This is a genomic window from Nodosilinea sp. FACHB-141 (assembly GCF_014696135.1).
Taxonomy (GTDB): domain Bacteria; phylum Cyanobacteriota; class Cyanobacteriia; order Phormidesmidales; family Phormidesmidaceae; genus Nodosilinea.
Genome location: NZ_JACJPP010000011.1, coordinates 380,268 through 403,025 on the forward strand (window position 1 = coordinate 380,268; position 22,758 = coordinate 403,025).

At 57.5% G+C, this 22,758-nt stretch carries 19 protein-coding genes and 2 pseudogenes; 8 read left to right on the top strand and 13 right to left on the bottom strand.

What is annotated here, in order from left to right; genetic code table 11:
• Positions 1–44 precede the first annotated feature (44 nt).
• The 6 genes from H6F59_RS27585 to H6F59_RS10335 form a co-directional block, all read right to left on the bottom strand.
• Positions 45–914 (bottom strand): BMC domain-containing protein, encoded by an 870-nt coding sequence (locus tag H6F59_RS27585; RefSeq protein ID WP_190698571.1) that lies wholly within the window; start codon positions 912–914, stop codon positions 45–47.
• Positions 915–950: 36 nt separating this feature from the next.
• Positions 951–1,619, bottom strand: a complete 669-nt coding sequence (locus tag H6F59_RS10315) for a hypothetical protein (protein ID WP_206755200.1) — start codon at positions 1,617–1,619, stop codon at positions 951–953.
• Positions 1,620–1,643: 24 nt separating this feature from the next.
• Positions 1,644–3,602 carry a ribulose bisphosphate carboxylase small subunit gene (locus H6F59_RS10320; RefSeq protein ID WP_199325718.1) on the bottom strand — a complete coding sequence of 653 codons (1,959 nt, stop codon included), beginning with the start codon at positions 3,600–3,602 and terminating at the stop codon, positions 1,644–1,646.
• 128 nt (positions 3,603–3,730) lie between these two features.
• The gene (locus tag H6F59_RS10325; RefSeq protein ID WP_073608507.1) at positions 3,731–4,033 is read right to left on the bottom strand and encodes a EutN/CcmL family microcompartment protein; all 303 of its coding nucleotides are present in this window, start codon (positions 4,031–4,033) and stop codon (positions 3,731–3,733) included.
• 6 nt (positions 4,034–4,039) lie between these two features.
• Positions 4,040–4,378, bottom strand: coding sequence for a carbon dioxide-concentrating mechanism protein CcmK (locus tag H6F59_RS10330; RefSeq protein ID WP_017296879.1), 339 nt, complete (start codon positions 4,376–4,378; stop codon positions 4,040–4,042).
• A gap of 138 nt (positions 4,379–4,516) precedes the next feature.
• A complete protein-coding gene (locus H6F59_RS10335; protein WP_073608506.1) occupies positions 4,517–4,825 on the bottom strand; it encodes a carbon dioxide-concentrating mechanism protein CcmK in 309 nt (102 codons plus the stop codon).
• A gap of 857 nt (positions 4,826–5,682) precedes the next feature.
• Between H6F59_RS10335 and H6F59_RS10340 the strand changes: the two genes are divergently transcribed.
• Genes H6F59_RS10340 through H6F59_RS10350 form a run of 3 tightly spaced genes read left to right on the top strand, consistent with a single transcriptional unit; the run spans position 5,683 to position 10,285 of the window.
• Positions 5,683–7,518: an NAD(P)H-quinone oxidoreductase subunit F gene (locus H6F59_RS10340; RefSeq protein WP_190699806.1), complete on the top strand. Its 1,836-nt coding sequence runs from the start codon at positions 5,683–5,685 to the stop codon at positions 7,516–7,518.
• 8 nt (positions 7,519–7,526) lie between these two features.
• A complete protein-coding gene (locus tag H6F59_RS10345; RefSeq protein ID WP_190698577.1) occupies positions 7,527–9,152 on the top strand; it encodes an NADH-quinone oxidoreductase subunit M in 1,626 nt (541 codons plus the stop codon).
• Positions 9,149–10,285 carry a CO2 hydration protein gene (locus tag H6F59_RS10350; protein ID WP_190698580.1) on the top strand — a complete coding sequence of 379 codons (1,137 nt, stop codon included), beginning with the start codon at positions 9,149–9,151 and terminating at the stop codon, positions 10,283–10,285. The genes H6F59_RS10345 and H6F59_RS10350 overlap by 4 nt, the downstream gene beginning before the upstream one ends.
• Positions 10,286–10,518: 233 nt before the next feature.
• On the opposite strand, the gene H6F59_RS10355 is transcribed toward H6F59_RS10350, so the two are convergent.
• Entirely contained in the window at positions 10,519–11,937 is a 1,419-nt protein-coding gene (locus H6F59_RS10355; protein ID WP_190698583.1) for an MFS transporter, read from the bottom strand.
• Positions 11,938–12,174: 237 nt separating this feature from the next.
• Here H6F59_RS10355 and H6F59_RS10360 point away from each other — a divergent pair, with 237 nt between their 5' ends.
• Positions 12,175–12,705, top strand: a complete 531-nt coding sequence (locus H6F59_RS10360) for a phosphoribosyltransferase (RefSeq protein ID WP_190698586.1) — start codon at positions 12,175–12,177, stop codon at positions 12,703–12,705.
• Here H6F59_RS10360 and H6F59_RS10365 read toward each other — a convergent pair.
• From H6F59_RS10365 to H6F59_RS27590, 4 genes and pseudogenes are all read right to left on the bottom strand, one after another.
• Positions 12,671–13,843 carry a tetratricopeptide repeat protein gene (locus tag H6F59_RS10365; RefSeq protein WP_190698589.1) on the bottom strand — a complete coding sequence of 391 codons (1,173 nt, stop codon included), beginning with the start codon at positions 13,841–13,843 and terminating at the stop codon, positions 12,671–12,673. The two genes, H6F59_RS10360 and H6F59_RS10365, sit on opposite strands and share 35 nt — an antisense overlap.
• 186 nt (positions 13,844–14,029) lie before the next feature.
• Entirely contained in the window at positions 14,030–14,650 is a 621-nt protein-coding gene (locus H6F59_RS10370) for a hypothetical protein (protein ID WP_190698591.1), read from the bottom strand.
• A 102-nt stretch (positions 14,651–14,752) separates the two neighbouring features.
• Complete coding sequence (locus H6F59_RS10375) at positions 14,753–16,393, bottom strand: CHAT domain-containing protein (RefSeq protein WP_190698595.1); 1,641 nt, start codon at positions 16,391–16,393, stop codon at positions 14,753–14,755.
• Between the two features lie 42 nt (positions 16,394–16,435).
• Positions 16,436–17,893 (bottom strand): annotated as a pseudogene (locus H6F59_RS27590) (PP2C family protein-serine/threonine phosphatase); the annotation flags it as partial.
• Between H6F59_RS27590 and H6F59_RS27595 the strand changes: the two are divergent.
• Positions 17,871–17,930 (top strand): annotated as a pseudogene (locus H6F59_RS27595) (hypothetical protein); the annotation flags it as partial. The pseudogenes H6F59_RS27590 and H6F59_RS27595 sit on opposite strands and share 23 nt — an antisense overlap.
• A 1,055-nt stretch (positions 17,931–18,985) precedes the next feature.
• On the opposite strand, the gene H6F59_RS10385 reads toward H6F59_RS27595, so the two are convergent.
• Both H6F59_RS10385 and gloB read right to left on the bottom strand, forming a co-directional pair.
• Positions 18,986–19,333, bottom strand: coding sequence for an NAD(P)H-quinone oxidoreductase subunit M (locus H6F59_RS10385; RefSeq protein ID WP_190523203.1), 348 nt, complete (start codon positions 19,331–19,333; stop codon positions 18,986–18,988).
• 99 nt (positions 19,334–19,432) lie between these two features.
• The gene (gene gloB, locus H6F59_RS10390; RefSeq protein WP_190698602.1) at positions 19,433–20,206 is read right to left on the bottom strand and encodes a hydroxyacylglutathione hydrolase; all 774 of its coding nucleotides are present in this window, start codon (positions 20,204–20,206) and stop codon (positions 19,433–19,435) included.
• Positions 20,207–20,435: 229 nt separating this feature from the next.
• Between gloB and H6F59_RS10395 the strand changes: the two genes are divergently transcribed.
• The 3 genes from H6F59_RS10395 (at position 20,436) to H6F59_RS10405 (ending at position 22,539) form a co-directional block, all read left to right on the top strand.
• On the top strand, positions 20,436–20,633 hold the full coding sequence (locus H6F59_RS10395; protein ID WP_190523206.1) for a hypothetical protein: 198 nt from the start codon (positions 20,436–20,438) through the stop codon (positions 20,631–20,633).
• Between the two features lie 155 nt (positions 20,634–20,788).
• A complete protein-coding gene (locus H6F59_RS10400) occupies positions 20,789–21,862 on the top strand; it encodes an NAD-binding protein (protein ID WP_190698606.1) in 1,074 nt (357 codons plus the stop codon).
• Between the two features lie 200 nt (positions 21,863–22,062).
• Entirely contained in the window at positions 22,063–22,539 is a 477-nt protein-coding gene (locus H6F59_RS10405; RefSeq protein ID WP_190698609.1) for a response regulator, read from the top strand.
• Positions 22,540–22,758 lie beyond the last annotated feature (219 nt).

The window sequence follows — 22,758 nt, forward strand, 5'->3', positions numbered from 1 at the left end:
AGCACGCTAGACAGCGTCCCTAGTTCAAATACTCTGCCAACTTGCTAAAGCTCTTCATCGGCTAGCTCTTGCTCGTCTACGGTCAGTTCTAGGGCAATGGGTGTGACCTCTTCCGTCACCGCTTCAATCAGCACAGGCTCGGCTTCGGTCTCCTCCTGTTTAACCTCCAGGTTAAGGGGAATGCGAAGGGGTTCGGGCTGCTCCTGCTCCATTTCCATGACGGGCAGCGATTCAACCAGATCATCGAGGGGGCGGGGAATGACCATGACGGCGTGGAGTTCGCCGATGCGCTCGGCTTCGTGCATGCCGGCTTCGATCGCGATCGCCACGTTGGGCAGCGACCCCCGAATCAAAATGGTGCAAAGGCCTTCGCCAATCGTCTCGTGGGACATCAGCTGCACATCGGCAGACTTGGTCATAGCATCAGCGGCTCCCACCATTGCCGGAAAGCCACGGGTCTCCAGCAGGCCAATAGCCTGACTGCCCATCTTGCCGCCGCTCTCGCCCCGCAACTCGTCCCAACGGGCGCAGATAGGCAACACTGCTTCCAGGTTGGGTAACGGGCGCGGAATCAGCGTTGAAGAGACAAACTGACCAAAATCTTGGGCGGTTTTAATCCCAGCCTCTACCGCCATGCGCACGTCGGAAATGCCCCCCCGCACGATCGCAGTGCAGTGCCCACCGCCGGTCTTTTCATAGCCCACCAGCAGAACATCGGCGGCCTTTAGCATGGCGTCGGCTGTACCAACCACCGCCGGGAAGCTCTCCGTTGACACCATACCCAAGGCCGCGCCGCGATACTTGTCGCGCTGCTGGGCTTCTTTTTGACCTGGCGCAGGGGTCGCCAGGGTCAACCGCTTGGGCGTGCCAGACTTGAGGTCAAGGGGCGAGGCTAGTTTGCCGTCGGGTTGCATAGGGTGCCTCTACACAGGGGTGTCTGCCTCTCCATTCTAGGGCCTGTCCTCTGAGCTAGCGCCATTGAGCGAATGACGCTGGGGAAATAGCGTAGCTAGTAGGCGATTGACCTGGGTTTTGCCGTAGACGGAGGATCCGTTTTGCCCAGCAACGTTTTGCCCAACACTGTTTTGAGCACTGGCGTTTTGGGCAATACCGTTGGGGATATTGCCATTCTGAGCGGCTCCAACAGTAGTGTGGCCCGATCCGTTGAGGGCATTCCCCGTAGTGCCTAGGTTGCCAGCAGACCCGTAGACGTAGCTACTAGTGCTAGGGGCAGCCCCGTTAGATGCAGGCTCCTGGTCAGAAGAGGCCTGCGTTGGATCGCCCAGCAAAGACCCCGGTGCGATCGCCTGGGAGGCCCCAATTGTTGGGTTGATGAGGGTGCTATTGGCTCCAATACAGGTGTGCTGGCCAATGGAGCCGTGACCCACTACCAACACACCGCTGCCTAAGCTCACCCCCGGCTCAATCACCAGGTCGCCATGGTGGACCTGTATCACCACATCGACCCCCAAACAGACACCTGCGGAGATCACCAGACGGCAACCGGAGGCTGCCCCCAGCAGTACCCCAGGTGCGATCGCCACTCCAGGCGCTATATCCACATCTCCCTGGATGTAGCCATTGGTAGGCTGGGTGATCACCTGGGCGGGTACTGCCACGGTCAAAGGTTGGATGAGAGGTCTCTAGGGTCGCTGGATAGTGGCTTCATGCACTCGTTTTTTCACCTTCGGATCGATGCCCACCAGGCGTACGTATTGGCCAGAGTGGTTGCGCAATTGCGACTCTAGGGCGTTGAGTACATCCGAGGCCCGACTTCCCTCTAGAATGCCGGCGTTTTGCCAAGCACCGCTGCGGTAGCGGCGCACATCAGCATGCTCAACGCTGAGGCGATAGCCCTGGTTGAAGAGCCGCTGCACCTGCTGCACAACCTCCTGGGGAAGACCGCCCATGGGAGCTGCTCCATTGCTGGTCGGAGCACTGGAACTTGAGTAGGAGGGCGATGGGGCCGATGGGGCCGACTTCGAGCCCGGACGCTGCACAGTAACCGCGGCCACCCGCCGCTTGGCTCTGGGGTCAATGCCAAATACCCGCACGTACTCGTTGGGGTGCTCAGCTACACAGGCATTGATAGCGCCCAGGACTTCTCCCTCGCGGTTGCTAGTAATGGTCTTGCAGGAATGCCAAACATTGCTGTTGTAGTGGCGCGCATCTGCATGCTCCGCCCCCACGTGGTAGCCCTGGCTGAGCCACTGGCGCACCTGCTGAGCGACATCACCGCCAACTTGAGAACCGCCGCTGGGGCTAGGGGCCGAGGCATAGGAGCTGCTGGAAGAACCACCCGATCGCGAACTAGCCGCCGCGGATTTGCCGTCGGGGCGCTGGATGGTGATGGGGGCAACGCGGCTCTTCGCCTTGGGGTCAATGCCAAACAGGCGCACATATTCGCCCGAATGCTCAGCCAAACAGCGCTCGAGGGCACCAAAAACCTCACCCTCGCGGGATGACTGAATGGGAGAGCAGGTCTGCCACACGTTGCTGCTGTAGCGGCGAGAGTCGGCATGCTCGGTGCCAATCCGGTAGCCCTGACTGAGGTACTGACGCACCTGCTGCACCACCTCAGGCGACAGGGGGCCGCTGGCCGCGGCTGGGGCCGGACGATGGCCACCGTTGTTGGAAGGGCTGGAATAACTCGAATGAGAAGGCGCTGAGCCGCTGTTGGCGACAGATTTGCCATCGGCTCGCTGAATGGTGATGGGGGCGACCCGCTGCTTTGCCCTCGGATCGATCCCGAACATGCGCACGTACTCGCCTGGGTGCTGGGACAGACAGTTTTCGATCGCAGCCAGTACCTCAGACTCTCGCTGGGACTGAACTGGGCTGCAGGTCTGCCAAACGCCACTGCGATAGCGGCGAGAGTCGGCGTGCTCGGTACCAATGGTGAAGCCCTGGGCCAGGTACTGACGAACCTGCTGGACAACGTCGGGGGGTAGCAGTTGAGAATTCATAGTGCCTAATCCATCGCGTTCGTTTGAGTGTGCTGTGGTATGTAGAGACGCTGTGCTAGCTGACCCACCCAGGGGGGGCGCATGGCCGGGCGTTCCTGCAAGTTCCCTAATTAGGGCAATATCAATGGGGCCAACGTCGCGGAGGGCATCGGCCTGCTGCTGCTGGGTAATTACTGACCCCGAAGGAATCAGCTTGCCGGGCGGCACGTCCACGTCCTGCACCAGGGCGTGCATCATAACGACGCACCCGGCTCCCAATCGAGCATTGAAAAGAGTTGAGCGAAAGCCAATAAAGCAGTCGGCACCAATGTAGACCGGACTCTGCACCAGCACTTTGTGGGTGAGGATAGCGCGATCGCCTACCCAGACCGCCCAGGGGCTGCGATCGTCCCCCAGCACCTGTCCCTGGGCACGACCATATACTGTGGCTCCCTCCTGCAGGGTGCTAGCGGCACCGAGCCGCACGGCGGCACCAGGGTCGGCCCGAACTACCGAGCCAGCAGCCAAAACTGCTCCAGGCTCGACAAGAACCTGGCCCTGCACCTGGGCTAACCCATGCACCCGAGCCGACGACCCAGATGACTGCTGCGAACCCCATGCCTGAGTCGGAGATGCCGCTGGTGTGCGGATCGCCATTGCCGTACGTCCTCCCAAAAAACCCCAACTAACTAGCTGCTCAACCACAGAAATGAGCTAGTTGTAGGGAGAGTGTAGTCTTTGCCCGCGCTAGCTGAACTGGATCGCCCAGTGTGGAAGAAACCTAGCTAGCTAAAATCATCTCGCTTGTTGTAGAGATTGCCGCTGTCGAGACTTACAGTATCAACAATGGCAACCACCGCCGCATCCACAGGACGATTTTCGTAGCCGCGCTGCTGGCGGGCCCCGCTGCCCTGGGTAATCAACACCCATTCGCCGGGGCCAGCCCCTACCACATCGGCGGCCACTGTATAGTCAGGCAGTAAGTCGCCGGTTTCGCTAATGAGTTGCACTAGTAAAAACTTTGTGCCACTCAAGCTAGGCTCCTTGCAGGTGCTAACTACCGTGCCACGAACCTTAGCCAAGAGCATAGTGACTTATCTGCCGTAGGGGCGAATGCCGCTGACGCTCTCTCTAAACTGCTCTACCGCTTCGGTGTAGCGAATGGGCAGAACGAATTCCAGGTTTTCGTGGGGACGAGCGATGATGTGAGTAGACAGCACCTGGCCGCCATTGACCCGCTTCACGTTCTCAATACCAGCGGCGACCGAGGCCTGTACCTCAGACACGTCGCCGCGAATGATCACGGTAACGCGGCCGCTGCCAATTTTCTCATAGCCCACTAGGGTAACCCGGGCCGCCTTTACCATCGCGTCGGCAGCTTCCACCACAGCGGGGAAGCCCAACGTCTCGACCATACCAACTGCAATTGCCATGCTTTTATACGCCTTTTTTCAGAGAATACAGGAGTTCAAACGAGTGCTGAATTAGCCTTACCCCAAGCCAGGCCCACCAGCCCAGCAGATCCTTAAACCTTAGAACGAATAGGTCTCAAAAAACCGTACGTCTAAGGCCTAGCTGCGAAACTGCTCTACCGCTTCGGTGTAGCGAATGGGCAGAACGAATTCCAGGTTTTCGTGGGGCCGAGCAATGATGTGAGTCGATAGAACTTCGCCGCCATTGACTCGCTTCACATTTTCAACACCAGCGGCTACCGAGGCCTGTACCTCAGACACGTCGCCCCGCACAATCACAGTGACACGGCCGCTACCAATTTTTTCGTAGCCCACCAGGGTAACCCGGGCCGCTTTTACCATTGCGTCAGCGGCTTCTACCACAGCCGGAAAACCCAGCGTCTCAATCATTCCCACAGCAATCGGCATAGTCGAAATCTCCTTATAAATTTAGACAACCCTGGGTTTACCTAACGCACTTTGCCTGCTGTTCAGGCGCAAAAAAGCGTCCCAAAAGATGACAAGCCGGGAATCACCGTTGGGGAAGCAAAAACTTCAGATTGCCCAAAAATTCTTGATGACAGATTAAGCATAGGTGTCCGTAGTCACTTTTGCAATATAAGCCCCAATGATTGTTGCTAATGTTGAATATTATTAAAGCTAATGAGGCAAAGGTTTTTTTCTCGTAATCAATCCATAGGTTAGCAGTAGTGCTTGCTCACTTACGGCTTGGTCTTGGGGCTCTACTAGATCGGTGGGTGGTAGAAAGTGTAGGTTGTTCTAGCGTGTGCCTAAGCTGGGTAGGCTGCCCAAATCTCTAAATTTATTGATCCTCAGTACGAATGCCCTAGATTGGGTTGTGATTTCTAATCGATCGCTTCAGAAGTCTTTATTAGGTTAGCCCCTCAAAATCATGGCTTTTGGGCCGACCCCCTCAGGGAATCAGGTAGAATAGCAAAACGCTTTGAATATAGAGGCAACGAGGCTTAGAGTTTTGCCCCGCCAGCTTTGGGTAGGGCCGTGCTCAACTTGGTGATTTTCTAACCGGTTGGGGCTGATGGGTTGACCGTCGGCTTCAGGTCTGATGCCGCAGGCTGCGCTTTGATTTAGCTCAGCTGTCAGCAAGTTGCTGCGGCTATAGGTAACTAGCTGTGACGGCACGAGGTGCGATCGCGCCGCCAATCTGTCGAGCCAGAACTGCTGAATTTAGGCCGCCGTGGCCTTATTATTTGCTGAACCATCGCCGTTGGAGATAAGCATTTAAGGTGTTGTCAGAGAACGTCGGGATAACCCAATTTTTTGTTGAGACCAGCTGGCTGCTGCCGATGTATGGCCTCATTGGGGCGCTGCTATCGTTGCCCTGGTCCACGGGGTTGATTCGCCGCACCGGCCCTCGACCATCGGCCTATCTCAACATTGTGATGACTCTGGTGTCCTTTGTTCATGGGCTCATGGCCTTTCGCGGCATTTGGAATCAGGGACCTCAGGAACTGCTGTTTTCCTGGTTTGACTTTGCCGATCTACACCTCACTCTAGCCCTCGACATCTCGGTGCTCAACCTCGGTGCCCTAGAGCTGATTACAGGCCTCAGTCTGCTGGCCCAAGTCTTTGCTCTAGGCTATTTGGAAAAAGATTGGGCCCTAGCTCGCTTTTATTCCCTGATGGGAGTTTTTGAATCTGCCATGAGCGGGCTGGTGTTAAGCGGGTCGTTGTTTGTCTCCTATTCGCTGCTGGAGATGCTGACGCTGTCGACCTACCTGCTGGTGGGTTTTTGGTATGCCCAGCCCCTGGTGGTAACCGCCGCCCGCGACGCTTTCTTAACTAAGCGTATTGGTGACGTGCTGCTGCTGATGGGAGTAGTTTCCTTGGCTTGTCTGGCAGGCAGCCTCGACTTCAACGATTTGTACGAATGGGTCAAGATAGAGCATCTATCCCCTACTATGGCCACTCTCCTGGGGTTGGCGCTGATCGCCGGGCCGATTGGTAAATGTGCGCAGTTCCCGCTCCACCTGTGGCTCGACGAAGCTATGGAAGGCCCAAACCCCGCCTCGATTTTGCGGAACTCGGTGGTGGTGACCTGCGGTGCCTACATATTGATTCGCTTGCAGCCGATTGTTGTGCTGTCACCGGTAGCCCTAGGTACGCTAGTGGTGATTGGCACAATAACGGCCCTGGGTGGATCTTTAGTTGCCTTAGCCCAAGTCGACCTAAAGCGTACGTTCTCTTACTCTACGAGTGCTTACCTGGGGCTGGTGTTTATTGCCGTCGGCACGACCTGGCCAGGGGTAGCGCTGCTGCTGCTGCTGACCCACGCCGTAGCCAAGGCGCTAATTTTTATGGCGGTGGGGTCAGTGATTATGACCACCAACTGCCAAAATATCACCGAGCTGGGTGGTCTGGGAAGAAAAATGCCGGCGACTAGCCTGGCTTTTGTGACCGGTGCTCTAGGGATGGTCGGTGTGGTGCCCCTAGGCTGTTTTTGGGGGTTGCGGATGGGAGCGGATTTTCTCAGCCGTGACTATCCGCTGCTGACGCTGGTGTTTCTGTTGGTCAACGGGCTCACCGCATTGAATCTGACGCGTGTCTTTCGTCAGGTATTCTTGGGGACACCTCAGCCCAAAACCCGTCGCGCTCCAGAGGTGCCGTGGCAGATGGCGGTACCGATGGTTACCTTGTCAATTATTACACTGCTACTGCCGCTGATCATGGGCAAGCTGCTGGTGCTGCCCCCTTGGCAATACATCAACCTGCCGATCGCGGCGCTGACGCTGGCTTCGGGTTGGATAGGCGTCGCGGTGGGGGCGACGGTGCCCCTGTCAAAGTCGCTGGCGCGATCGCTCAACCGCCCCCTGCGCATTGCCCAAGATCTGCTGGCCTACGACTTCTACACCGAACGCCTCTACGACAAAACCGTAGTGGCGGCGGTGTCAACCCTGGCTCGGTTTAGCAGCTGGTTTGACCAATACGTGGTCGATGGCTTGGTAAACGGGGTGGGTTTGGCCTCGCTGTTTGGTGGTGAGGGGCTTAAATACAGCGCCTCAGGCCAGTCGCAGCTCTACCTATTGACCATCTTTGCCGGGGTGGGGCTGATCGGAATTTTCATGACCTGGACGCTTTGGTAAGGTTGGCGATGCTGAGTGCACTGATTTTAATTCCGCTGGTGGCGGCCCTGGTGTTGATCCTATGGCCCGGCAAGCTAGAGGCGCAAACGGCTAAAGTCGTAAGCGGCATTGGGTTGGCCCTAACCCTGGTTTTGCTCGGCTTTTTGGCGACTCAATTTGAGCTGACAACTCCGGGATTTCAGTTTGAGGAACTGCTGCCCTGGGTTGAGCCCTTGGGGCTGAGCTATCGCCTTGGCCTCGACGGATTGTCGCTGCCGCTGCTGGTAGTGAATAGCCTGCTGGGCCTGGTGGCAATCTATATCAGCGAACCCACTCTGCACCGCACTCGGCTCTACTATGTGCTGCTGCTGGTAATTAACAGCGCCGTGGCTGGGGCGTTTTTGGCTGCTAACCTGCTGCTGTTTTTTATCTTTTACGAGTTAGAACTAATTCCGCTGTACCTGCTGATTGCCATCTGGGGCGGATCGCGGCGGGGCTACGCCGCCACTAAGTTCTTGATCTACACCGCCTTGTCGGGGGTGCTGATCTTGGGAGCCTTTTTGGGCTTGGTATGGCTGTCGGGCAATACCAGTTTTGACTACGACAGCGGTCTGGCCGCGGCCCTGCCCCTGGCCCAACAAGTCTCCCTGCTGGTAGCGCTGCTGATCGGCTTTGGCATCAAGGTGCCGCTGTTTCCATTCCACACCTGGCTGCCCGATGCCCACGTGGAGGCGTCAACGCCGGTGTCGGTGCTGCTGGCTGGAGTGCTACTGAAGTTGGGCACCTACGGCGTGGTGCGCTTTGGCCTGGGCCTGCTGCCCGATGCTTGGATGGCTCTGGCGCCCTGGATGGCAACCTGGGCTGTGATCAGTGTGCTCTACGGGTCGCTGGCGGCGATCGCCCAGACGGACATGAAAAAAATGGTGGCCTATAGCTCCATTGGCCACATGGGCTACGTGCTGCTGGCGGCGGCAGCCTCCACCCCAGTGAGCATTGTGGCGACGGTATTTCAAATGATTAGCCACGGGCTGATTTCGGCGCTGCTGTTCTTGCTGGTGGGGGTGGTGTATAAGGCCACAGGCACCCGCGACATGACGGTGCTACGCGGTCTGCTCAACCCCGAGCGGGGTCTGCCCTTTGTGGGGTCGATGATGATCCTAGGGGTGATGGCCAGTGCCGGCATTCCCGGTATGGTGGGGTTTATTTCTGAATTTCTGGTGTTTCGCGGCAGCTTTCTAATCTTCCCGGTGCAGACGCTGCTTTGCATGGTGGGTTCAGGTCTGACGGCAGTGTACTTTTTGCTGCTGGTGAACCGGGTCTTTTTTGGCCGACTGGCGATCGCACCCCCTACCGTTGCACCTCAGCTCGATATTGATCTGCCCCCGGTAACTTGGCGCGATCGCGTCCCCGCTTTTGGTCTGGCCATGCTGATCATCGCTTTCGGGCTTCAGCCTAACTGGCTAGCCCGCTGGAGTGAGAATATTACCTTGGCACTGCACCAGCCCTACCAAGGCTTTGTGCAGGCTAGAACCCAATTTGCCCCCACGGCCGTACCCGCCGTTGCCGATACCCTTTTCGTTGACCCGGCCCTAACTCTGCCAACTCCTGTTTCCCCTGTCTTTGCCGACCCCAGTGCTGAGATCTCCCTGCCATGACCAAAACCCTATCTCTGGCCAAATCCAACCTCCACCCCCTAGAGCCCTTTATTCAAAAGCTACTAGGAGCCGAGGCGTTGCTGCCCGACTCTGAGAGCAACGTGATTGAGGTGGTGGGTATTCTCAAGAGCTATGGGGTCGTGCTCGATGCTTATTCCAAAAATCTGATTTACATTGCCGATCATCAGTTCTTGGTATTGTTTCCGTTTTTCAAGTATTTCAACGGCAAGGTAACTCTGCCTCAGCTACTGCGTCACTGGTGGCACGATCGCATCAACTTTGAGTACGCCGAATACTGCATGAAAACCATGCTCTGGCACGGCGGCGGCAAAATGGATGAATACCTCGACAGCGATGACTTTTTGCAGCACTGTCAGGCTGCCGTTGCTGCCAAGATCAAAACCAACCTACCGATTCGGGCGTTGAACGGTCTATTCCCCGATTTTCTGCCTGAGCAGGTGCGCCAGCTGGCCTACTACAGCGCCCTGGGGCAGTTTTGGCGGGTGATGAGCGATCTGTTTATTGACCTGTCCGACGCCTACGATGCGGGCAAGGTACAGACTATTCCCCAGGTGGTAGCCTTCATCAAGGCGGGATTGGTGGCGGCGGCAGCAATTCCTATTAGCTATGCAGTCGGGATCAATGGAACCAGCTACGAACTGCTGCCCAAATCTGCCGGACTGACGTTTTTGATGGATGTGGCGGTTCCCTACGTGGAGGCAGTTTTCTTTCGCGGCACGCCATTTTTGGGCACAGTTTCCTACAATGCTCAAGCCGACCAAATTTCCGCCGACCAGGGTCGCTTTGAGTATGGTGCTCTCTATGCCGACCCCTTGCCCATTGGTGGAGCAGGCATTCCTCCCACGCTGCTAATGCAGGATATGCGTCACTATCTGCCCGACTATCTGACGGCGTTCTACCAATCCAACGGGCGCGGGCTTGACGATGTCCGGGTCAAGATTTGTCAGAGCTTCCAAAAGTCGATGTTTTGCGTCACCAGTGCCTCGCTGCAAGGGCTGCTGCCCCACCCTGCGGATACCCAAGATCCCCGTGAGCAAGCCACTAACCACGCATTCCTCGCTGGGTGGATGGATCGCTTGGCGACTTCTCGGCTGGATGTGGTGCAGCTTTGACAAAGATTTTAAGCTAGCTTTTCATGAAGCTCATTTAGGTGATTTACGAGCTATACCACTCGGAGAGAGAGGCCTTTAAAGGGCACGAAGATCATCATCTTCGTGCCCTTGATCGTAGCGATAAACTTTCAATACTCGGCTGTACTGCGAACCGGAAAACAGGGCGGTGTATCGGCTGTAGATAGGCTATCGGTGTTGAGTGAGATGTCATCATCCATAGACGACTACTTTGATCACCTCACTCCATCTATATCGTCTTGTTTCTGAACGCGATCGCGCTCAGCCAGTTGTAGCAGCATTTCTTCGTGCATCTGACGAGTGATAGGGTAAAAGCGGGTCAACAACACTGACATCGCTAGCAGCACCATGGGTACAGGGCCAATAAAAACGCGAATGGCTAGCAGGGCCGAGTCAGACTGCTGAGCAGCCTCGCTAACAAACCCTGAAGACTGTAGCGCCAGGCCCACCAAAAATAGCCCCAGAGCCAGGCCCACCTTTTGCAGCAGCGTCATAAAGGCGTAGAAAATGCCCTCGCGGCGCTGGCCAGTTTTGATCTCGTCTAGCTCGATCACGTCGGGCAGCATGGCCCAGGGCACCACATAGGCGGTGGCCACCCCAAAGCTAATCACAATGCACAGCAGGTAGAGCGCCGCCACCTGCCCCGGCTGCACAAAGAACAGCGCAATCTGGGCAATGATCCAGGTGCCAATGCCGATGTAAAACACCTCTTGCTTGCCCAAACGACGGCTGAGGTAGTTGACGACCACCATCATCAAAATGGCGGTGCCCTGCACCAGCAGCGCCGCTAAAAAGTAGGAGTCAAGCCCCATCCAAAAGGTGGCGTAAAAGGGAATGATACTGGCGGTCATCTGTAGGGCCAGCCAGGCAAACAAATAGATGCCCACCACAAACACAAAAGCTCGGTTGGAAAAGACGACCCTGATCTGCTGGAGAAAGGGCAACGCGGCTTCGTCAGTGTCGGCGGGCTGGAGGGCATTGCGCTGCACTGCATAGGGATAGGTGCCCCAAACGCACCACAGTAATGGCAGCACCGACAGTACTGCGCAAATGCCACCTAAGACTAAATACTGCTGGCGCTGGTCAGCAATTACCTGAGCGATCACTAGACCGAGGCCGAGGGCGGCGATCGCCCCAAATAGCGACGACCCCAGCCGAAAGGCGGTCAGCTCAGTGCGTTCGTCATAGTCCTTGGTCAGTTCGGCGGTGAGGGTGGTGTAGGGCAGGTTCACTACCGTATAAAACACCTGAAACAACAGCGACATCACCACGTAGTACCAAAATCGGGCGGCATCGCCCCAGTCTGGCACCACCCAGGTGAGAAAGAAGGTCACCCCAAAGGGAATGGCTCCCAGCACAATCCAGGGGTAGCGGCGGCCCCAGCGGGTACGGGTCTTATCGCTCAGATAGCCAATGAACGGGTCATTAAACGCGTCCCAAATGCGCCCGATCGCCAGCACCGACCCCGCCGCTACTGGGCTCAGACCTGCCGCTGTCGTCAAAAAAATCAAAAATGAAAACGACAGCAGGTTGGCGGTCATCCCTGGCCCAATGTCTCCAGCCCCAAAAGCCAGCTTGCCCCAAAGGGAAAACTTAGCAGGGGCAGCGGTGGAAGAAGGTGGGTTAGAAGCCATAGATTACCTGTTTAGTGAATCCACACTCGATCGATGACAAGGCAACAGCTTGGGGGACGACAATTCAAAAAGCGTCCTCAGTGTATTATTTCCCCATTGCACAATGCTCTATACCGAGTCCAGCTTAGGAACTGTAGCGCTTCCCTAGGCAAAACTCTACACTTGGGCTTAAATCACCTGGGCTAAAACGGGCTGAGCACAGCGGCCTGCTGGGGGCTGCTTCAAAGGAGGATGGATATGGCTGATTTTTATGTGAGCTGGGACGACTATCACCGGGATATTGAAAAGCTCGCCATACAGATCTACGAGTCAGGCTGGGACTTTAACCAAATCGTTTGCCTGGCCAAGGGGGGCTTACGCATCGGTGACACCCTCTGTCGGCTGTTCGATGTGCCCCTGGCAATTTTGTCCACCGCCTCCTACGGTGGGGCCGATGGCCGCACCCGAGGGTCGATCACTTTCTCCCGCGATCTGAGCATGACTACCCCCAGTCTGGGTAGCCAGGTACTGATCGTCGACGACCTAGTCGATTCAGGCTACAGCCTCAAGAAATCCATGGCCTGGCTGCACCACAAATATGGTTTCTACATCGAAGATGTGCGCACAGCTGTACTTTGGTACAAAGCTGAATCGATCATCAAGCCTGACTATCACGTGGTCTATCTACCCGATAACCCGTGGATTCATCAGCCCTTTGAACGCTACGAAACTATGAGCCCGGCCGAGCTGGCGGCTAGTTATCAGCTTCAGCCGGAGCCGGCGACTTAGGGGAAGTTAGCTCCGCCGGGGCGGCAGAAGCTTCAGGCGGGCTGTAGAGGTGCTGGTAGCTCCAGTAGCCCATCAGCATCGTCACTAGGGTCAGGGAAATAACGCTTCCGGCTCGGCACAGCCCCTGAATTGTCTTAGAGGCTCGCAAGGCACTGAGATAGTCGCCCTGCTGGTAGGCCTGACGCAGATTCATAGCGCAGGCTAGGGCCGGAATGCCCAGGGGTGGAAAAATCACAAAGGCGGTGAGCAAGACTCGATGCCACCGGGCGGGGGGGCAGGGTTGCCCCTGAAACACCTTGTAATGGCCCCGCCACTCAACTACCGGCTGACCTTGCACTTGGCCTGTGAGGTCGAAGCTGTGAATGTCATCCATTTGCCAGCTGATGAGCAGGGCGCGAATCTGATCGGGCAGGGTGAAATAGTTTAGCCCTACCCCCACCGGGCGGTGGATTTGAATGCGGAAACGGTCGTCTAAGTACTCGGCCTCGACGACGACTTGCTTAAGTCCCAACTCCGCCTGTAGGCGCTGGGAGAGGGCGCGATCGCGGTGAACCTGCTGCAGGTGGTGCAGCTTTAGCCGCGCCTGATCGAGGTTGAGATCGTTGCAGAGGGCCAGCTCCCAGTCGTGGGCAGCGGCGATGGTTTGCCCGAGCTGCTCGTGAACGTGGCCTCGGTGCAGGTAGGCCTCAGCCAGGTTGGGATTGGCGGCAATGGCGGCATCAAAATCGGCTAGGGCGGCGACATAGTCCTGCTGTCGAAAGTACAGCAGCCCCCGGTTGTAGTGAATTAGAGCATGGCCGGGCTGGTGCTGCAGCGCCTGTTGCCAGTCGGCCAGGGCCAGGTCATCTCGCCCCTGCTGGCAGTGGAGCAGGCCGCGATTGCCGTAGGCGCGCACGTTGGCAGGATCAAGGGCGATCGCCGCCGAAAAATGCTCCAGCGCCGCCCCTGTGTCCTCAATCTGCCAGTATGCCTTGCCCAGCTCAATGTGGATATCGGCCGGACAGGGCGAATGGTCTAGGGCCTGGGGCAAAACCGTCAGCGCTACCTCAATGTTGCCCTTCCGCATTTGGGTCAAAGCCTGCCGATGACGGTAGCGAGCCTGCTGACGACGTAACCAGGGGGTGAGGTAGAGTCCCATAACCTTGAAAATAGTGTGGAGGAGGAGAAGCAACCACCCCCATGATTTCCTCGGAAATTAGGCCGTGTCAGTGAAGCGTTACGAAAACGTAACGGAGCATTAGGGCTTGGTAGTCGCTGTCATACAGAATCGCTAACTAATTGCCGCGATCGCCCCCCTCGGTAGAAGGATTTGTAGAAAAATCACCTATAGAGGCTCGCTACCCTCGTTCTGGGCCGCCTTGAGAGCCACTGAGGCTACAGTCAAGGTGAGCCGCGCTTGCTCTAGATTAGATAACGAGTCCCAGTCAGTCGCCGGAATTGCCCGCAGGTTAAGCTCTAAAATCTCGCCCCGGCCGTCGCGTAGAGAGTAGGCCAAGGGGCGAGCCAGCACCGCCAGGTCGTCAGCATCCCAGTCGGGCAGAATGTCATCCACGCACTGTACCAGCTGCTCGATCAGGGGTTGACCACTGCGGGCCAGGGCAGTGGCAGAGTTCGCCAGACGGTGCAGCAGCCCGCTGGGCACGCGACTCTGAAACTGTCGCAGCTGCTCAAGCACCGGATTGACTGTCTGATCCTCGGGGTCACCCATCTGGGTTGCCATCTGAGCAGATAATACTTGCCATCCCGCTGCGATCGCAGCATCCGTCTCTCCGCCGTCGAGGGCGTCAAACTCTGTCTCTAGGCTAGCTAGGTAGGCCTCAGACTCAGGGGCCAGCGGTTGCCAAGGATACCCAGTTTCGGGGTCGAGAATACTGGCAAGCAAATCGTGTTCAGTGGCCATGGCGGGCTCAGAGGCGGAGTTGGAAGACAGGGAAGACTGATTCATAGCGTTATCTACAGATGCACAAGAGGGTAACAAAGCCTGATGACTGTGGATACACCGCACTGCTGAGGGATTCCGTACGGAGCGAACAATTTCCTGATTTCCCTAGCAGGGCGGGGATGATTTGGGGCTACCCTCAAGGGTAAATTCCATCAGTTCGCCTTCCGGACTGCCAAACCGAATGGCCGTGCCCAGGGCGAGGGGCACCTCGGCCCGGTGGACGTGGTGCCAGCCGTGGTTGTCAAAGTAGTACGACCCATAGCGGGAGCGATCGCGCAAGTAATAGTGGGTCTCCTGCGTGCCGTTCTCAAACTGGGTGCGGCAAAATATTTCCGCATGCTGCCCCGAGACCCATGGTTCTAGGATGACCAAGTCGTTGTCGGGCAGTCGCCCCACCCGCAGATAGCCGTCGTAGAGGCGCCACAGGCGGGTCGGGGTGGCCAAGCAGCGCAGCACTACCGATTGGGTCATGCGCAGGTCTTGTCCCGGCAGCTGGGTCACAGCCAGGGCCGCCTCGCGCAGCAGATGCCCTTCAAACTGAGGGTGCTGGTATAGCACCGGCAGCGTCCAGGCCGGGTGGTTAAAGCGGTAGGCCGTCAGCAGATGTTGGCGGGCCAGGGCCACCGCCTGAGCGACCGGCTGCCGCTCGGCCAGCCCCCGAGCCAGCACCTGAATAAAACTCAGCGCCTCCTCGTCGGCAATGGAGTCGCGCATGGCCAGCACCGCCGGCACCCCGTGGTGTAGTAGCACCTCCGCCAGACTGCTGCGGGGGATGACCTCCTGCTGTTGCAGGTCGGGCTGGGCTCCCCAGCAGGTGTTAAACACCGCCAGCCGAATGCCGTTGTGAGCCAGCCCCTGGGCCAGCTCCGTGCCGGTGAGGTTGCCCCCCTGGCGCAGAAACAGCATTCCGCCGTCGGGGGCGGGCACCCCGTGACCCGCATAGAAGAACACGTTAAAGTAGCCGGTCTCCAAGGCCTTGAGCAGGGTTTTGGCATCGGGTTCTAGCAGGGTTTGCACCTGGCAAACCACGGGGCTCGCCCCCTGGTAGCTCAGGCGAGAGGCGCTCAGCTCCAGCAGCTGCTTCAGGGCCTCCGCTTCTTGGGGCAGTTGTAAAACCTGCTCGGTGTCTCCAGCGGTGATGCCGGGGTCGTCTTGACCCAGCACCAGCAGAATTCGCAGCGAGATATCGAGCTCCGCCTCAGGCAGCGGCTCAACGGTGCTGGCAGTGCGGCTAAACAAAACTTGGGGGCCCAGCGACAGCGCTGGACAGCCGGGCTGGGGCTGCATAATTTCCCAAGGCAGGCTGATTAACTCAGGCGGGCGCACCTCTAACCGCAGCTTAAGCGGGCGATTTTGACCGATCGCCATGCCCAGACTGCGCTCTAAGGTCTGACGAATGGGGCCGTCAAACAGCCACTCCCACAGGCTCACCCCAAGCCCCTGCATCAGTCGCCCGGTGTAGCCGCCGGCTTCTGCCGCCGGAGCTACCCGGTCGAGCAGATCGTCGAGATGAAACTGGGGCACGTAGGCCGAGGGCACGTGGGGCACCTGGGGCAGCCCCCGCAGCGAAAAAAACTGCTGCCAGCTCTCCCATATTTGGGCCATTTGGCTATCCCAGAGGCGATCGTGGTGGGCATAGCCGCCCGGAAACGGACTCTCTAATACCCAAATAGCGTAGTGGGTAGAGTCGGCCTGGGTGAGGCGATCAATGGCAAGGCACAGGGTAAGGTCATCGAATGACGGCATAGGCAGGCCTAAGGCATAGGGCCGGTAAATCAGGGGAGACGGCTAGGGCGTGCAGCGACCCGCTTGGGCTGGGGTGACTAGCTTTAGCACCGTGCCTGCCCCATAGATCTGGCGAGTTTGCACCCAGCCCTCTTCCCCCGGAGCTAACAGGCGTTGACCTAGATTAGGGGCAGTAGGCAAGGCAGAAGGGGGTTGATTGGTTTCCTGAGGTTGTTGGTCAAGGGACTCGCCCGAGGGAATTGAGCAGACCCGTAACCGCACCCACTCGACATTGTCCGCCGTGGTTTGGCGACTGACAACCCTGAGTACGCTACCTGTGGCTACGGCTCGAGTCTCTTCCGCTGCACTCAAGGCAGGCTGTGGGCCTAGCTGTAGCAGTTCACTGTTACCTGTTGCACTCAAAGGCGGTGCAGACTGCCAAAACGAGCCAACAGCGACCTCAACAATGGCGGCCAAGGCGGCTTCCGGTAGCGGTCGCCCCGCCAGAGCAGGTACCAACCCTGACGAGGCCATTGGCCGGAAAGCAACAGGCTCGGAGGAATTGCGGCTCAAGGCAAAGCCCACACCCGCTAGCGCGGCGAGCACCACGCCCACACCTCCTAAGAAGGGCACCCAAGGAAAGCCTGATCGTCTGGGAACTGGGGTCGAATCGGCCGGTGAGACTGGGGCCACGAGCCGGGTTGACGGCGTTGCGGTTGAACTATTGTTCAAGGGCAGAGACCCAAGCACGCTGGGGGGAGTATTCTCTGCCTGCCGTAGGGAGCCCGCGGGTAGGATTGGCAGAGGGCCAAGCTGGGGCATAAACCGCATTAGCCCAACGGTGACATTATCGTGGCCATTGAGCCGATTCGCCTGCTGAATTAGGGCAGCTACAACCGGGCTGAGAGGACTGGGGGCGGTCGTTATAGGCGCTACCAAGTGGGGCGCAAGGATTTCGACGCGATCGTAGTCGCTGAGACCGTCAGAGCAGAGCAGTAGCACCATCGAGTCGTCGAGCAGATGATGCTGTACGGAGGGATATAGCATGCCCGAGTCGCTGATGCCTAACGCCTGAATGAGCGCCCCTCCGCTAGGCAGCTGGACGGCCTCTGAGTAGAGGGCATAGCCCATTTGGGCTTCTCGGGACGCAACGTCGTCGTCTACTGTGATTTGGTAGCAGGTGTAAGGGCTGACTCGGTAAGCGCGACTGTCGCCAATGTGGGCGATGGAAACGTAGGGAAAATGCACCAGGGCCACTACTACGGTGGTGCCCATGCGGGCGCGGGCTGAACGATTCTCGTCGTTATTGCGGGCAGAAATGGCGTCGTTGGCCAAGATCAGGGCCTGCTTGAGGCGCTGGGCGATCGCCCCTGGAGATGGGTAAGCCTGCTGAGTGAGGGGCTCTAGCTCCTGCTGAAGCAGCTTGATGGCCGTTTGGGAGGCCACATTGCCCTGCTCATGACCGCCAATACCGTCGCACACCAGCAGCAACGGCAGGGTCTCAACGCTGTCCGCTGAGACCGGTAGGCGCTGCTGGCGCGAGTCTTTCTCGGGATAGCAGGCATCTTCGTTGCGATCGCGGCTTGGCCCCTGATCAGTATCTGCCGCCCAATCTACCGTCACTAGCAACCCCTGGGCTAGGGTATGAATGGCTCCCTCCAGTTCGGCTACCAGCTCTTGCTCAGAAGCTAATTTCCCCTCCTTGAGGGTTTTACACAGCCAACTGAGGTAGGGGCGCACCTCGGGTTGAGCCGTGGCCACCAGCGACTGCCACTGCTGGCTCAGCTGAGCCAGGGTAGGGCTAGAATCGTCGGCCACCAGTGTGGTGAGCCGCAGTAGAGCACCATCTACCCGCAGGTTGTCGAGTTCTAGAAGGGTAGTAGCCAACTGCTCTTCCAGCAGCGCTGGCCACAGGGCTGCTACCTGCCGTAGCCAGTTGAGCTGCTGCAAAGGCGACCCCTCTGGCCACCGTTGAGCCAGCGAAGGTAGGACAGCGGCTTCAATTTTTCCCTGCCCAGGAGGAGCTCCTTTCTCGTCAACGCCCTGGGAATGCAGCCGCATAGCAATGGGAGCGTTGTCCAAGAGCAACACCGTGGCCGATAGCCCAGTTTGCTCTGACGTTAGGTAGGCATAGGGGCGAGGAACCTGCTGGGCCAGGTGAAACAGCTTTAGGTAAGCCATTACCGGGGCCGGAATTCTTTCTAGGGTAGGGGGAGGAGTGTCGGGCCGGGTGTCGAGCCAGAGTTGATGCTTCCCCTGGGTCTGTTTTTGACCCTCGCCCCAGACCAAAAAACGCCCGGCAATCAGCGTGCCAGAGCGCCCGGTGAGCGGCCCATCGCCAACCGCCAGCAAAAAGCGATACAGCAGGGGAGTTTGGCAAACCTTGCAGTGGCTGGCAGGTGGGGTCGAAACCGACCGACAAGAGGGGTTAGAGCACTGGAGCACGATCCGTTTGGGGCAGGTAAACAGCTCTTAATCTTTCATGGTATCTAACCCCAGCCGATTCAATGCCAGAATCTTTAGCCCCAACCTAGCTGACATCGACTAGCGCTAGGTCTGGGGCAATACCTTACCTATTTCACGGCGGTTGTGCCAGGGGTGCTAAAGACAGCCCTAGCTAGCTGATTTATCGGCCTCAACTCGAGGTAGCCCCATGCTGTAGTTGAGGGCACGGCTCTTGAGGTTATAGCTAATAGCTCCCTGCTGCAGGAGCTGCCGAATAAAGTGCTCCAAATCGGAGCCAATGCGGCGCAGGTTATAGTCGGTCAAATCTTCTCCGGCGGCGGCATCGACCAGTCGATCAAACTCGGCATAGACAGCCTTGATGGCATCGTCAGACCAGTTGAACTCGTTGTCGGGGTCAATGTCTAGGGTGAGCTTATCTTCGCTGGGCACCAGCTCGTTGTTGGCAACAACAGCGGTGTAAATATGAACGTGCCGAGTGGTCGATTTGAGCATCATAGCCAGGTGTCGCCCTTCTGAATAGTTGTGGTCTAGGGTGGTTTAACCCCAGGATGTGCTGCTGTTGTGATTGTATAACAACCGTTCCCTGGCTAGAGCCTAGAACAGGTCTTTTTTGCCCCTCAGCCGGGCAAAGGTCTGCACTGTTGAGGTGCTGTTCATGGCCTGCTGTAGGCTAGCTTCATCCCACCGGAGGAAGGGATTGGTTTGCTTTTCGAGCCCTAGCTCGGTGGGCACCGTGGGTTGGTCTTGGGCGCGGGCCGCCTCTACCTGTTTTAACCGCTGTTGCAGGGCAGCATTGGTGCCATCCACGATGACGGCAAACTTGAGGTTGCTCAGCGTGTACTCGTGGGCGCACCACACCCGGGTGGTGTCGGGCAGCTGACGCAGCTTGCCCAGCGACTCGACCATCTGCTGGGGAGTGCCCTCAAATAGGCGACCGCAGCCTCCGGCAAACAGGGTGTCGCCGCAGAAGAGTTCTCCCCAGTCCTTGGCTGTGGCCGGAGCTAGGTAGTAGGCAATGTGGGCGTAGGTGTGGCCGGGCACGAAAATCACCTCGGCTTGGCGATCGCAGATCTGCACCCGATCCCCCTCCTGCAAAAAATGGGTCTGCCCAGGAATGCGGCCCCGATCCTCGGTGCCGCCGTAGACCTGAGCCTGGGGAAATTGCTCTAGCAGCTGGCGGTTACCGCCCACGTGGTCGCTGTGGTGGTGGGTGTTAAAAATGGCGGTTAGCGTTGCGCCCAGCTCCTTTAGGGTGTGGAGCACCGGCTCGGCATCGCCGGGGTCAACCACGGCAGCCTGTCCCTGAACGGCATCGTGGAGCACAAAGATGTAGTTGTCGCGAAAGGCCGCTACCCGATAAATTTCCATGTAGTGCTCCTTGTTCCGTGCTGTTTTTCCGTAGCTTTTCCGTGGAAAACCTGCCGTTGACCAAGCTTTAATACAGGTTTACTGAATCTTCACCAGCCGCTCAACCGTAGTGTTTAGAGATTGGGCATGCTGAAGGAAGCATGAAAATGTAGCAAGGGCTACACCGCAGGCTGCGGTACGGCCTTGCGAACTTCTACTATCGTCACTCCTGAATCGAGGATTTGCAATCATGGTGTCGTCTCTGCCCGCCCCAGATATTCAGTTGCTTGTTAGCGTTGCCATAGAGCAAGGGACTTTGAGCCGCCGCGACCATCTGAGCCTATCGACGGCGATGTTGAGCAATCCCCTGTTGACCGCCCGCGATCGCCAGTACATCAACCAGGTGTTTGACAATATTCGCTCTGGACGAGTGCGCCTGGCTGATTAGAACTTTCCTTATTTTTCTATACAGACACCGTTGCGCCCTGGCTAACCCCAGGGCGTTTTGCTTTTACAATTTAGGGCAGCTAGGGCTGCGGTAAGCTACGGGGTGGCCGTGCTCTGGGGCCAAGTTCAGATCTAGAGATTCAGCGGTCAACACCTGTGCGTCAAAACCGCCCTCGCTATGGCGAAACGACTGTTGAAGAAAGCTATCGGCACACTCGGCAACACCTGATTCGCGGGGCGATCGCCCTTGGCTGTGTGATGGTGTCGGGGGTGTGCTGGTATCACTTTATAGAGGGGTGGAGCTGGCTAGACTCGGTCTACATGGCGGTGATTACCCTGTCGACCGTGGGCTTTGGGGAGACAAACCCGCTGAGCCCCGAGGGTCGCCTCTTTACCATCCTGCTGATCATGACCGGGGTAGGCGTAATTGCCTATATTCTCAACAATCTCACCGAGGCGATCGTGCAGGGTCACTTTCAGGCCGGGTTTCGCTCACTTAAGCGGCGCAGATTTATGGAATCCATGCAGGGTCACTACATCATCTGTGGCCTCGGCCGTACGGGTCGCCAGGTTGCCACAGAGTTCTTTGCAGAGAATATCCCTTTCGTGGTAGTCGACTCTGAAGATAGCGCAGTGCAGAGAGCCCAACAGTTGGGATACATCACGCTTCAAGGTGACGCTACCCAAGATCAGGTGTTGCTCCAGGCTGGGGTAGAGCGGGCCCGCTGTCTGGTGGCGGCCCTGCCCTCCGATGCCGAAAACCTCTACATCGTGCTCTCGGCCAAAACTCTGTCGCCCAATATTCGCACCATTGCCCGCGCCAGCAGCGAAGAGGCCATCCTCAAACTTCAGCGGGGTGGGGCCGATGTGGTAGTGTCGCCCTACATCACCGGTGGCAAACGCATGGCGGCGGCAGCCCTGCGGCCCCAGGTGGTGGATTTTTTAGATGGCATTCTTACCGGGGCCGAGCGCACGGTCTATGTGGAAGAGTTTTTGCTGCTGCCCGAGAGCTGTCCGATCATTGGCAAAACCCTGGCTGAGGCGCAGCTGGGTCGTCAGTCTGGGGCACTGATTTTGGCTATTCGTCGCGACGGTGGGGTGCTGCTTTTTGGCCCCACCGCCGATACTCGCCTCTATCCCGGCGACATGGTGATCAGCATGGGCAATACCGATCAGCTGCGGCTGCTGAGCCAAATTCTTAGCCCGATCGAACAGGGCAGAAAGGCGTGATTTTGGCCCTGATGTCCACCTCGACCCAGAGCAGCGGTCGCTAAAGCTTTAAATCTTACAATTTTCCACACGGTAGTCATTTTCTGCCATTTATCGCTAGCGTTCAGTATTAAGGTTTGATGCGCGGCCCACCCAGTGCTTGATCCGGGATGCGTTGATGGATCTTAGCCGAACCTAAACCCGCCCTTGGCGATGACCCTATGCAAGACCTGCAAGAACGCTTCATTTTGGTCATTGATCCCAACCCGGTCCATGCCCAGGTGGTTCAGCGGGTTCTGATCGAGGGATCAGGCTGCGATTCGCAAAGCGATCTGCCCCAGAATCACCTCGAAATTGTCGTGAGCGGGGAGGCGGCGATCGACTACCTGCTGCAGCAGGGTGAGTACGCCCAAGCTCCCCGCCCCGATTTAGTTCTGCTGGATCTCGAGCTGCCAAAGCTGGAACTGTCGGAAAACGACGGCTACAACATTCTCACCACCATCAAGACGACGCCTCACCTCAGGCAGATTCCGGTGATTGTGTTTACGGAGTCTGACCGCAGCGAGGATATTTTGCGGAGCTATGCCAGCCAAAGCAACTGTTATGTAGTGAAGATGGCTGATTTAGAGCAGCTGTCTCACACGGTGAAGCAGATCGAGGCGTTTTGGCTTGGGATTGTAACGCTGCCGCTGCGGTGAGTCTCTCCTGCTTCAATACGTTTGGTAAATAAACAAAAACTATTTAGTATTCTTCCTCGTTGAAAGTCTGCTTTGAGAGAGTGATTGAAATCTAAATTTACCTAAAAAGCAAATTTCCTATTTTCTTAATAACCTTATTCTGAAGCCTCAATTTATCTAAGATATGCTGCTGAATAGAGCCACTTCAGAGCACGATGCTCTAACTTGCAGCGGATGGTT

Excerpts from the sequence above, each read along its gene's own strand:
- H6F59_RS27585 (WP_190698571.1), bottom strand. The coding sequence starts at position 914 with ATGCAACCCGACGGCAAACTAGCCTCGCCCCTTGACCTCAAGTCTGGC.
- H6F59_RS10320 (WP_199325718.1), bottom strand. The coding sequence starts at position 3,602 with ATGGCGATCCGCACACCAGCGGCATCTCCGACTCAGGCATGGGGTTCG.
- H6F59_RS10325 (WP_073608507.1), bottom strand. The coding sequence starts at position 4,033 with ATGCTCTTGGCTAAGGTTCGTGGCACGGTAGTTAGCACCTGCAAGGAG.
- H6F59_RS10330 (WP_017296879.1), bottom strand. The coding sequence starts at position 4,378 with ATGGCAATTGCAGTTGGTATGGTCGAGACGTTGGGCTTCCCCGCTGTG.
- H6F59_RS10335 (WP_073608506.1), bottom strand. The coding sequence starts at position 4,825 with ATGCCGATTGCTGTGGGAATGATTGAGACGCTGGGTTTTCCGGCTGTG.
- H6F59_RS10345 (WP_190698577.1), top strand. The coding sequence starts at position 7,527 with ATGCTGAGTGCACTGATTTTAATTCCGCTGGTGGCGGCCCTGGTGTTG.
- H6F59_RS10350 (WP_190698580.1), top strand. The coding sequence starts at position 9,149 with ATGACCAAAACCCTATCTCTGGCCAAATCCAACCTCCACCCCCTAGAG.
- H6F59_RS10355 (WP_190698583.1), bottom strand. The coding sequence starts at position 11,937 with ATGGCTTCTAACCCACCTTCTTCCACCGCTGCCCCTGCTAAGTTTTCC.
- H6F59_RS10360 (WP_190698586.1), top strand. The coding sequence starts at position 12,175 with ATGGCTGATTTTTATGTGAGCTGGGACGACTATCACCGGGATATTGAA.
- H6F59_RS10365 (WP_190698589.1), bottom strand. The coding sequence starts at position 13,843 with ATGGGACTCTACCTCACCCCCTGGTTACGTCGTCAGCAGGCTCGCTAC.
- H6F59_RS10370 (WP_190698591.1), bottom strand. The coding sequence starts at position 14,650 with ATGAATCAGTCTTCCCTGTCTTCCAACTCCGCCTCTGAGCCCGCCATG.
- H6F59_RS10375 (WP_190698595.1), bottom strand. The coding sequence starts at position 16,393 with ATGCCGTCATTCGATGACCTTACCCTGTGCCTTGCCATTGATCGCCTC.
- H6F59_RS10385 (WP_190523203.1), bottom strand. The coding sequence starts at position 19,333 with ATGATGCTCAAATCGACCACTCGGCACGTTCATATTTACACCGCTGTT.
- gloB (WP_190698602.1), bottom strand. The coding sequence starts at position 20,206 with ATGGAAATTTATCGGGTAGCGGCCTTTCGCGACAACTACATCTTTGTG.
- H6F59_RS10395 (WP_190523206.1), top strand. The coding sequence starts at position 20,436 with ATGGTGTCGTCTCTGCCCGCCCCAGATATTCAGTTGCTTGTTAGCGTT.
- H6F59_RS10405 (WP_190698609.1), top strand. The coding sequence starts at position 22,063 with ATGCAAGACCTGCAAGAACGCTTCATTTTGGTCATTGATCCCAACCCG.